Origin of the sequence: Psychrobacter cibarius, from assembly GCF_016107535.1 — a bacterium.
Taxonomy (GTDB): domain Bacteria; phylum Pseudomonadota; class Gammaproteobacteria; order Pseudomonadales; family Moraxellaceae; genus Psychrobacter; species Psychrobacter cibarius.
The window spans coordinates 1-9,418 of sequence record NZ_JABASQ010000039.1 but is presented as its reverse complement, the minus strand read 5'-3'; the positions used below and the strand labels follow the sequence as shown (position 1 = coordinate 9,418).

The window sequence follows — 9,418 nt, the reverse complement described above, 5'->3', positions numbered from 1 at the left end:
GGTGTGGGGGTTTACCCCTGCCGATGTTTTGACTTCATAAATGTATTGCCGTAGGGAATAAACATTTGTGAAGTCGAAAACTCGCACTTAATCAGTGGGACTCAACCATCTGTCAATTAACTATATCATAAACTGTTGTTAGGTACTGGCGAAGTTGCTATAGTCGGGTGAATAGGTAATTTGATATTTTAGGAGGAAGGTATGAGCTTACTTGGTGGTAATGATTTAAAGGAACAGCAGAAGATTAATGATCTTGAGCTTAAGATAAATAGAGAGAAGCAGAAGCTAGATAAGAAGCTAACACGGCAAAAAATACTACTGGGTGCTTTTTTGGTAGATGCTTTAGAGAATAATTCAGTAGATGGTTTGAAAGAATATACGGCTGATAATCTATTGAATTTCCTGACCAGACAGACGGATAAGGATTTAATGGCAGATTTGGTAAAGGGACTTAAAGCAATTGAAAGTTAAGTAGCCAAAAAAAAGGATGGTCATGTTTAAGTTTCTAGAGCATAAGAAGAATGATACATGGGTTGATAACATATTAGTAATAGTGATACGCCTTGCAATTACAGGGTTTATAGTAATGCTAGGCTTTTTCTTGGCGTTTATTGCTACGATGGGTCCACCTATTGCACCTCATATTTGGAATGGGGGTCTGGATGGCAGTATTAGAATAGGCACTATTGTTATCGGCTTGGGTGCATGTGCTGCTATATTGCTTTGGTTTTTCTGGACTCTATGTTGTGATATCTATCGCTTTATTATTCGTACATCCCTGCCCGACTCTGATACTGAAACCAAATAGAGCAAGTAGGATTTATAGCTACCTATTATTAATAAACACCATAGAAAGAGATTTAGATGCCAAGTTTTATAGTTGTAGACAATGAAATTGTTAACCTATCGGAAATTAGACGGATAACTGCTGATAAAAAGCGACTTACAATCACATTTCATTTAGGATTTTGGAATGGTAACGCATTCAAACGATGTACTGACAGCCAGCATTTTGAAGCGGTTTTTAAGGATATAGTAGCCAAGTTGGAAGCTGAACAGATTTGAGTCCGCTACTTAGAACGCCCAGTTGTAAGTAGCAAGCCTTTCATCCTATTAGTAATCTATAACAGTTTTTTTATGGCTTACTAATATAATTCAGTTAACCAAATATGCTATAGAGTATGACACCAATAAACAAAAGCGACAAAATGTCATCACCCAGTATTATCCATTTATGCAAGGTTTTACCCTTGTTGTTATTATGCATAATAGAGCTACCGTTGTAATGACTTATAAAGTCATCATCACTTATAGAGTATCTTTTTTTCGATAAGAATATTTTTTGATCTAGATTTATAGGTATGACAACTTGCTTCAAAGCTCCTAAAAATACTCCTAGCCATATTAAGATGTTTAGTATGTCTTTATCTATAGAAGAGTTTATGAAAAAACCAAAACTTAGGATTAAAGCCACAATGAAAAACTTGCGGTAACTTCCTTTTGGGTAATCTAGGACAAATTTCCGCATCAAAAATCCTAATAAATGAACCTATGTTTGTTTAAAATATTGAATAGGAATGTTAGTGATAATTATTGTCAACGTATAGATTTGGTATGGTCTAATAACACGCTACCTCCTAGAATGGCGTTGGCCTATTAGCTGTACACCTTTTTTAAACACAGACTTTGCTAACTGTAATTTTGTTTTCATATTTACCAGTAGGCCCGTAACCACCTTCAGAGCCAATTACTCCAACCACACAAGTTTCGAACGATTTGTAGTAGCCGTCTTGACCAATCTTATTAGAGTTTTCTATCAAAAGCTGTTTTGGATCTGCCACATAGTAAGTTTTGCCATTTGCCTCTAGCTGATATACTTCAAAGCTTCTTTTAAAATTTCCACGCACCTCTACTTCTTCTGAGATGTTTTTTGTTATGGCTTCTGATGAGTTTTCTTTTACTTCATTAACGCTGTTAGGCTCTTTGTGACTACAACCTATACTCATAAGTATAAGTGTCGTAAGTGCTCCTACTACCAATCTAAAATTAGACATTAAGCTTTCCTTACCGAGTTATCAATAAATTAAGTTTCTTATAAAATGAGTTCAAAAAAGCTGGTAAGCATATAAATACAACGCTTTTTTTAATCAAATATTATCGACTAAACCAAGGAATTCTACAAGAAAATTGATACTCTGTGATGGAGTGTGCTTTGATGATAATCGTTCGGCACCCTAGTGAGGACTTGAATACTCGGTTGTAGGATAATGATAATAAGAGTTTGATCTATGGAAATAATTCCAGTGTACTTGTGAGTGTACATAGCGCTGATATTTCGAGGAAAATAACAGAGATACACCTGATATTGATTATGTTTCCTATTTTTTAAGATTTTGATAATGTAAGGTGTGAAAGGTCAACTTAAATCAAGGTATCAATTCATGGAAACAAAATATCAAAAAGCTAACCCTTATGGAGAGCTTAGCACTAAGGCATTAGAAAATTTTGAACAAATAATACAGTATCGTTTACCAGAGGATTATCGAAAATATCTCCTTAATTTCAATGGCGCAGAGCCTACTAATACTGTTTGCAGTATATCAGATGCTGAAGGCGAAACGAGAATACACGGCGTGCTAGGTATACATGACGGTCCTGAATACTGTCGATTAGAATCGAACTTTGGTGATGATAACAGCACAAAAAAAACAGGGTTACTTGCATTTTCTGATGATGCATTTGGAAATTATTTTTGTATTTCCTTGCTACCCAAACATTATGGTGAAGTGTACTTTTATGATCATGAGTCTTCTTACGCTGATGATATTGATACCCTCATTAAAATAGCTGATAGTTTTGATTGTTTCATTGAATCTTTAATTTCTGAAGAAGAGTATGAAAACAGCTTAGCGAATACTGATCCAGAGTTTTATGCGAGATTACAGCATGCTAAGAACAACCCTCAAATATAGTTTAATAGGGTATATGAGAGTCAGGTTTTTGATGCTCTATGTTCGGTGCGCTATACAGGCATCGAACTATCGGCTATGAATAAGTTGTAGCAGATTCAAAGGATTATTATCTATCTGGATTCATAATTTCTAGGAAAGTAGTTATTGATCTTGTCATTGTCAAGCACTCTATCTTTAGTAAAATCTAATGTATCTGAAACGGCAATACCGTACCATAGCTCTTTTGGGAAGTCATTAATAGAACCATATACTGTTGGCATAAGATGACGAAAATAATCTCCTATTTTAGTCTGACCTTCATATCCCACAGGATAATCTTCTCCTTCATTACTTCCTTCAACTGCTTCATAAATAAAGTAACCTTTAAAGGAAGGAACAGTCCAATCAGACATTTCATTTTCATCACGTAATCTGTGTTGAATGAAGTTTTCAACCTCTTTTTTAGACTTGTAGTCTCTGTACATTAGACTAGAATATAGATCTAAAGTAGCTTTACCATCCTTACGAACAGGATATTCAGAAAATTTCTCAGACTCTTCATAAGTAAATTCATTTAGATCATCTAATAATAACTCAGCGCCATTAATTCCTAGAATAGATTTTGGTATATCTCCCCACGAGTTGTTAAACATCATAGCAATTAAACCATTTTTATCCATTGCAAACCATGTATATACAATTCCAAAGTTTGGTTTCCATTTTTCATTTAAATAGCTCATTATTTTTCACCTGCAATGCCAGTATATTAGGAAACCGTATCTTTAGGGTGCGTTGAATATGTATTTTAGGTATACCCCAACGGAACCATCCAAACAGACAGTTTAAACGATAAACAGACTACCTAAAATAGACTGATATTAGCGAACTACTTATAGCAAGGGGTGGCGTAAACAACACTATCAATACAATACTAAAAGCCAATACCATTACTTAGGTTATTGAACCGCCGATAAGTTAAAACTCCTCGAGCAATTACTGAAAGCTATCTACTAGATTTTCACTAATTGTCGTCTTGATGACTAGCTTTTCAGGTATCTCTACTGCTTCACCTGTCTTAGGATTTCTACCCAAACGACTCTTGCGCTTAACCTTTTGGAAATTTGCAAACCCTACTAACTTCAATCTTTCATTTTCTTCGAGGTTAGCTAAAGAGTCGGCTAAAACATCCAAAACTGAGTTTAGTACAACCCTTGCCTCATCTTGATTCACATTCAATTTTGGTGCCAACTCGCTAATGATATCTTGCTTATTCATGCTTACCTCTCGTTGTTATTAGAATCATTTTGACTTCATTCCCTTGGTTTGGTGAGGAGATGCCGTAAATGTTAGGTCTTGCGGGGGAGGTTGTTAAAACCTAGGCGCGCTCATCGTCTAAGTACTCTTGCATAGGACGCTTGGTAAAGCGTTCAGAGTCTCTTTTAACCCAAGCACCACTTGACTGATTAACAGGGTTTTGAGCTGATACCAAGCCGTGGGAGTTTCCCAAACTCTGTGTCACTGCTGCTTACCCCCGATCCATACTTACACAGAATCTGGGATGGGCTCTTGTGCTTAGATCTCAAGTTCACTATGAGAGCCTAGCCTGTGTAATATCAAATCTGTATCACCTTCGAATTCATACAGCAGTACCAAGTCAGGCTTAACATGACAATCCATCAAGTGCTTTTTGTCACCCGTCAGTGCATGGTTATGGTATTTGATTGGCATTGATAAGTCATTAAGTAAGCAGTGCATGACTTCAATCCATTGTGGTGTGATCAAATCTTTGGATCGTTTTTTAATATCTCGCTTGAATTGATTTGTAGGTATAACAGTTCTAGCCACGAGAGAGCTCCTGTAACGCCTCTAGAGCCTCGTTGGGTTCGAGTCTATCCAATTTACCCGCTTCATAGTCTAAACGTCCTTGCTTAATGGCCTGTAGCGTTTGATTCCCTAACACTAAGTCGTCAGCTTGATAATCAAATGATAGCGGTATTTTTTTGGTTTTGGCGACATTGACCAAGAACATTCTAACGGCCTGAGAGGTTGTCATGCCGTAGTTTTCAAATATTTGGCTGGTTTCATCTTTGAGTTCTTTCTCAAGTCTCATGTTGAAATTTACTGTACTTGACATAATTTGTACTCCATTTGTACTTCATATGACATTGATTGTATGCCATATGAAGTACAAAAACAATTATATTAACAATACTTACTTGCCTGATTCTCGGTAGTGCCTTGTCTTTTTTATCAAAGCTTCCTGGCTTACGCTGTATGATGTGCATCATTTCACGCATGAACAGAGTTTAGAAAACTCTCATCAATACAAGAGAACCACTTATAGCAGACTGTTTGAGGTGGTCATTTTTGGTTATTATCTTGAGAAATCGTACTCTGCTTCGTTCCCATCTAAATACTCACGTATAGGGCGCTTTTTGCTGAATTTAGAGGCGTCTTTTTTGATCTCACTAACTATAAAGTCGCTGTATGCTGACCAATTCTTACCAGCGTCGCCTTTAGCAAGACCACTATACGTGCTTATAAACTCTTTATGCCGACTGATACGCCACAGCTGCTTATCAGAGAGTCCATCAATCGTGAACATATCTCCGTTATCAGCATCACGAAGTTTGATTGTTTTATCAGCTTTAGACTTAGACTTTTCATGCACAGTAAACGTAAAACCTATGATTTTGCGGCCTTGCTTTACATTCTCATATTTAACTTTAATATTGGTCTTTTCATTAATCTCATTAACAGCTAAATCAAGAACACGTTTTTTGAAATCTCCCATGTTTTTATATTCATTGACACTGATTCCTAGCTGACCTCTCAATATTTCATAATCAAATATATCTGTCTGTCTAGCACTTAACCATTTTACGATCAGCTCATACAAACGCACAGAGTAGATGCTATTGAGCGTTGCGATGAACTCTAGGTCATATTGTGTAAAGTGTGAGCTTAAGCGAGTAATTTCATTAACAACGGCAACAGTAAAAATAACTTCAATACGTCCCTCGCTTTTAACATATCTGACTTGCTGAACCCAGTTTGTCTCAATTTTGCTACCAGTATCATCCAAAAACGTAAAATAACGTGCCCTTAAGCCTTTTCCAGCTTGGGCTAGTATCTTGTAGGCAGTATCAATTTGTACATCAAAAGCTTCAGCGTATCGTTTTGCACTTATAGACAGCGGCTTATTGATCTCTAACCCTTGTTCTGTCTCTCTTGCATCAACAATAGCTAGCTGTATTAGACACATCTCCGTTAAAGATAAACTTTGAAAGGCTGTAACAATTCGGTTTGATTTCACGACTAAGTCTTGCACACCATCTTTTTTCTTTCTCTTTTCGTTCATTAGCTTTCCCTGCATCTAGTTGATAGATTTATATTAATTGACAATTATATCAATAGTCAATTAGTAGTCAATTAATATAATGTCTATTAGTGCGGTATAAACGTCCACTTATAACGGTATAAACGTCCACTTATAACGGTATAAACGTCCACTTATAACGGTATAAACGTCCACTTATGAGGGTTACATCCATTTACCAGTAAGGTCTGTAGCGGACTTAAAAGCTATTAAAAGCATTAAAAGCATTAAAAGCCTTTTTGGTTGTTGATAACTGATTAAAAATCAAAAGCAATTAAGGCATAGTTGGATGAGTATAGAAACATCATTAAAAAGGATTAGTATCTGAGTTTGATCGGTTTTGAGTGCCACTACCAAATGGATTGCTACCATTGTTATTGCCATAGTTTATTGTCGGTTGCTGACTACGACGTGGTGTTGGAGCTGGTGTTGCTTTTGGCATTGGACGCCCACCAACCAGACGACAAAATTCAATGTTTTTTCTACTGTCACTATCGTCACAGTTACTTGTATCAACGAGCATATATGCCTCACCATTTACAAATTTGGTGTTTGCATGAGTCAATGCATTGTCATAACGCATTTTCATCGTTTGTAGATCGTTCTGGCTTTGAGCTTTGATCTGCTCCAGTTGTTGTATCTCAGCTTGTAGGGCTCTAACATCATCATCGTTAGGCTTTACAACTAAGTGCACGAGCAAAAGCATCACAGCACAAATGATTGTGATCGGTATAGCAATAACACCAATACGCCAACCTATTTTTTTTAAATCCTCATTAAGTTTAGCGCTTGCTTGTTTTGCCAGCGTTCCAGCGTTCTCCATATCTTCTGTTGCAAGTGACATTTTTACTTTTACTTGCTCTGATAGCTCGTTAAATTCCGCGTTTTCAAATTTTGACGCGATCTCATGTTCAATCTGTCCGATGAGGGCATGGTCTATATTCCGACTTGTCGCATGATGTACGGCAGTTCCACATATATTTTCAAGCGTCTTTAAGTTTTCGCTTGAATAGAAATGTTTAGCCGTTTTCACAGCACGATCTAGCACTGGCTGAACTTCTTGCACATAAGCGACTAGTTCACGAATGGTTTCCAGCAGTTTCTCATTTTCGTCTGATTGCCCTTTGTTTTCTTGTGCTTGCTGCTCGGCGGTTTCAAGTAGCGCTAGTAGTCGTTCTTCAAACTCATTCATAATTACATCCTAAATCGTGGACTAGGTGACGGTGGATCAGGGTCAGGCGTTGATTGTCTAGACTCTGATGCTATGGTGGTACTTTTTTTGGCTTCCTGTGCTGCGTCATGTTTGGCTCTTAGTCGTTCAAGCGTTGATTGTGAGGCAGATATACTAGAGCGATGCTCTTGTGGTGCTGATTCGTCTTGTAAAGCGTTTTGTGCGTCACGTTTGGCTCTTAGCCGTTCAAGCATTGATTGCGAAGCAGATCTACTAGAGTGGGACTCTTTTGGCGCTGGTTCGTCTTGTAGAGCATCCTGTGTGTCACGATTAGGCTTAGATTTGGGTTTAGGTGGATCAAACGGCGTGGGTGTGGCTTTACCTTCTAAAATAACTTGGTCAGCAGGGTCATTGATACGTTGGTTTTCTGCTATAGCTGCATTCCTTACAAGCTCGTTACGCTCTGCAATCATGGCGTTAATCTCACCTCTGATAGTAGCGGGCGTCTCGTCTATCTCGTAAACCTCGCCTTGTTTCTCTGCTTGCGCCGCTTTCTTTAGCTCATCCTCATATTTATCACGTTCTAGCTTGGTTGCAATGCTACCCATCTTGATTTGTGGCTCAATGTTTTTACCTTGATCGGCATAGCTACGACTGTCAATTAGGCTAAGATCGCGCTCTGCTAATTTTTCATTTGCGATCTGTTCCCATAGTTGCCGAACTTCTTTGATTTCCTCACTAACGCGCTCTAGTCCAAGCGATCTGCGCTTCTTGTCTGATAGCTCAATGGTTGCCTTGTTGGTCAGTACGATGTTGTTATTATCGTCAAGTTCTGCGGTGCGCGTGGTAAATAGGATATGAGCGTGAAAGTTACGCGGGTCTGCGCCTCGATCCACCTCTTTTTGTGTGGGTTGATGAATAGCACAATCGGCAATCGTGCCGTAACGATCCGCAAGTGTTTGGGCGAAGCTATGCGCTAACTCCTTGCGCTCTTGCTCGTTCAGCTCATACGGTAGATTAACCAGCCATTCGCGAGCCACACGCGCATCTTTTCTTTTCTCTGCCGACTCTGCTTTGTTCCATAAATCACTACGATCAATATCAGCGTTGGCAGCAGCCAGCTTTGAGGGCAAAATAATATCGGCACTCATAACGCCATGCTTTTTTGAGTAGTCGTGGGTCTTACCATATCGCTTATCTTCAAGATCAACACCTGCACGATAGCTCGCACTGGCAACGGCACTTTGTCCGTTACTTCGAGATATTGATTTAGTCGATGCGATGAAAATAGCCATTTCTACAAGCTCAGTTTTTAGGTTTTTGGCACTACGTCTTTTCGTAGTGCTGGGGGTGTGGGGGTTTACCCCTGCCGATGTTTTGACTTCATAAATGTATTGCCGTAGGTAATAAACATTTGTGAAGTCGAAAACTCGCACTTAGTCAGTGGGACGCAATCATCCGTCAATTAACTATATCATAAACTGTTATTAGGTTTTGACGAAGTTACTATAGTCAGGTGAATAAAAAACTTAATAATTCAAGAAGACAGCTATAGGTTATGACTTATAGAATGATTTTAAGCTTAAAATCACAACAGGAATCATTAATATGATAGTAATTATAGGTATATAACTAATCTCAAGAGAGAAAAAGGCATCTGCGCCTATTATGAGAAAATATAAGCCTACCAGTATGGCGACAACATCATATTCAACTCTTCTGAATAGATTAATGATATTAATTACAATAAAAACAAGACCTATTACCAGAGTGACTGTTCCCTCAAGAAGTATATCTGGGTTAAATAAATATATACTTCCGCATATAACTATAATAGCTAGACCAAGTTTTGTATAAATGGGTGTTTTTTGTTTTAATATGATTTTTTGCGATTTATTTTTCATTCGATAGTCTTTT

General features: G+C 37.9%; 15 protein-coding genes. 4 read left to right on the top strand and 11 right to left on the bottom strand.

Annotated elements, in window-relative coordinates:
* Nucleotides 1-201 precede the first annotated feature (201 nt).
* From JFC08_RS13240 to JFC08_RS13230, 3 genes are read left to right on the top strand one after another with little or no spacing between them, the layout of a single operon-like run.
* Nucleotides 202-471, top strand: a complete 270-nt coding sequence (locus tag JFC08_RS13240) for a mobilization protein MobS (RefSeq protein WP_198331048.1) — start codon at nt 202-204, stop codon at nt 469-471.
* A gap of 22 nt (nt 472-493) precedes the next feature.
* On the top strand, nt 494-808 hold the full coding sequence (locus tag JFC08_RS13235; RefSeq protein WP_198331047.1) for a hypothetical protein: 315 nt from the start codon (nt 494-496) through the stop codon (nt 806-808).
* A gap of 56 nt (nt 809-864) precedes the next feature.
* Nucleotides 865-1,065, top strand: a complete 201-nt coding sequence (locus JFC08_RS13230; protein WP_198331046.1) for a hypothetical protein — start codon at nt 865-867, stop codon at nt 1,063-1,065.
* A 94-nt stretch (nt 1,066-1,159) separates the two neighbouring features.
* On the opposite strand, the gene JFC08_RS13225 is transcribed toward JFC08_RS13230, so the two are convergent.
* Together JFC08_RS13225 and JFC08_RS13220 are read right to left on the bottom strand one after the other, a co-directional pair.
* Nucleotides 1,160-1,528, bottom strand: a complete 369-nt coding sequence (locus tag JFC08_RS13225; RefSeq protein WP_198331045.1) for a hypothetical protein — start codon at nt 1,526-1,528, stop codon at nt 1,160-1,162.
* Nucleotides 1,529-1,673: 145 nt separating this feature from the next.
* Nucleotides 1,674-2,054, bottom strand: coding sequence for a hypothetical protein (locus JFC08_RS13220; protein ID WP_198331044.1), 381 nt, complete (start codon nt 2,052-2,054; stop codon nt 1,674-1,676).
* A 387-nt stretch (nt 2,055-2,441) separates the two neighbouring features.
* Here JFC08_RS13220 and JFC08_RS13215 point away from each other — a divergent pair, with 387 nt between their 5' ends.
* The gene (locus JFC08_RS13215; protein ID WP_198331043.1) at nt 2,442-2,972 is read left to right on the top strand and encodes an SMI1/KNR4 family protein; all 531 of its coding nucleotides are present in this window, start codon (nt 2,442-2,444) and stop codon (nt 2,970-2,972) included.
* A gap of 110 nt (nt 2,973-3,082) precedes the next feature.
* Here the strand turns inward: JFC08_RS13215 and JFC08_RS13210 are convergent, their stop codons facing one another.
* From JFC08_RS13210 to JFC08_RS13175, 9 genes are all read right to left on the bottom strand, one after another.
* Nucleotides 3,083-3,691 (bottom strand): hypothetical protein, encoded by a 609-nt coding sequence (locus JFC08_RS13210; protein WP_045452568.1) that lies wholly within the window; start codon nt 3,689-3,691, stop codon nt 3,083-3,085.
* A 253-nt stretch (nt 3,692-3,944) separates the two neighbouring features.
* The gene (locus JFC08_RS13205) at nt 3,945-4,226 is read right to left on the bottom strand and encodes an HU family DNA-binding protein (protein ID WP_192529667.1); all 282 of its coding nucleotides are present in this window, start codon (nt 4,224-4,226) and stop codon (nt 3,945-3,947) included.
* Between the two features lie 100 nt (nt 4,227-4,326).
* The gene (locus JFC08_RS13935) at nt 4,327-4,458 is read right to left on the bottom strand and encodes a hypothetical protein (RefSeq protein WP_264298366.1); all 132 of its coding nucleotides are present in this window, start codon (nt 4,456-4,458) and stop codon (nt 4,327-4,329) included.
* Nucleotides 4,459-4,523: 65 nt separating this feature from the next.
* Complete coding sequence (locus tag JFC08_RS13200) at nt 4,524-4,796, bottom strand: type II toxin-antitoxin system YafQ family toxin (RefSeq protein ID WP_193032349.1); 273 nt, start codon at nt 4,794-4,796, stop codon at nt 4,524-4,526.
* Entirely contained in the window at nt 4,789-5,085 is a 297-nt protein-coding gene (locus JFC08_RS13195) for a type II toxin-antitoxin system RelB/DinJ family antitoxin (RefSeq protein WP_193032348.1), read from the bottom strand. The genes JFC08_RS13200 and JFC08_RS13195 overlap by 8 nt, the downstream gene beginning before the upstream one ends.
* A gap of 240 nt (nt 5,086-5,325) precedes the next feature.
* Nucleotides 5,326-6,312, bottom strand: a complete 987-nt coding sequence (gene repM / locus JFC08_RS13190; RefSeq protein WP_193032347.1) for a replication initiation protein RepM — start codon at nt 6,310-6,312, stop codon at nt 5,326-5,328.
* A 325-nt stretch (nt 6,313-6,637) separates the two neighbouring features.
* Complete coding sequence (locus JFC08_RS13185) at nt 6,638-7,522, bottom strand: hypothetical protein (RefSeq protein WP_198331042.1); 885 nt, start codon at nt 7,520-7,522, stop codon at nt 6,638-6,640.
* A gap of 2 nt (nt 7,523-7,524) precedes the next feature.
* Nucleotides 7,525-8,796: a MobA/MobL family protein gene (locus JFC08_RS13180; RefSeq protein ID WP_198331041.1), complete on the bottom strand. Its 1,272-nt coding sequence runs from the start codon at nt 8,794-8,796 to the stop codon at nt 7,525-7,527.
* A 261-nt stretch (nt 8,797-9,057) separates the two neighbouring features.
* A partial coding sequence (locus tag JFC08_RS13175; protein ID WP_227697791.1) for a hypothetical protein occupies nt 9,058-9,418 on the bottom strand: 361 nt, incomplete at its 5' end.

Bases quoted from the DNA above. Each gene is read 5' to 3' on its own strand.
- JFC08_RS13180 (WP_198331041.1), bottom strand. From the start codon at position 8,796: ATGGCTATTTTCATCGCATCGACTAAATCAATATCTCGAAGTAACGGA.
- repM (WP_193032347.1), bottom strand. From the start codon at position 6,312: ATGAACGAAAAGAGAAAGAAAAAAGATGGTGTGCAAGACTTAGTCGTG.
- JFC08_RS13240 (WP_198331048.1), top strand. From the start codon at position 202: ATGAGCTTACTTGGTGGTAATGATTTAAAGGAACAGCAGAAGATTAAT.
- JFC08_RS13215 (WP_198331043.1), top strand. From the start codon at position 2,442: ATGGAAACAAAATATCAAAAAGCTAACCCTTATGGAGAGCTTAGCACT.
- JFC08_RS13185 (WP_198331042.1), bottom strand. From the start codon at position 7,522: ATGAATGAGTTTGAAGAACGACTACTAGCGCTACTTGAAACCGCCGAG.
- JFC08_RS13235 (WP_198331047.1), top strand. From the start codon at position 494: ATGTTTAAGTTTCTAGAGCATAAGAAGAATGATACATGGGTTGATAAC.
- JFC08_RS13230 (WP_198331046.1), top strand. From the start codon at position 865: ATGCCAAGTTTTATAGTTGTAGACAATGAAATTGTTAACCTATCGGAA.
- JFC08_RS13220 (WP_198331044.1), bottom strand. From the start codon at position 2,054: ATGTCTAATTTTAGATTGGTAGTAGGAGCACTTACGACACTTATACTT.
- JFC08_RS13195 (WP_193032348.1), bottom strand. From the start codon at position 5,085: ATGTCAAGTACAGTAAATTTCAACATGAGACTTGAGAAAGAACTCAAA.
- JFC08_RS13205 (WP_192529667.1), bottom strand. From the start codon at position 4,226: ATGAATAAGCAAGATATCATTAGCGAGTTGGCACCAAAATTGAATGTG.
- JFC08_RS13225 (WP_198331045.1), bottom strand. From the start codon at position 1,528: ATGCGGAAATTTGTCCTAGATTACCCAAAAGGAAGTTACCGCAAGTTT.
- JFC08_RS13210 (WP_045452568.1), bottom strand. From the start codon at position 3,691: ATGAGCTATTTAAATGAAAAATGGAAACCAAACTTTGGAATTGTATAT.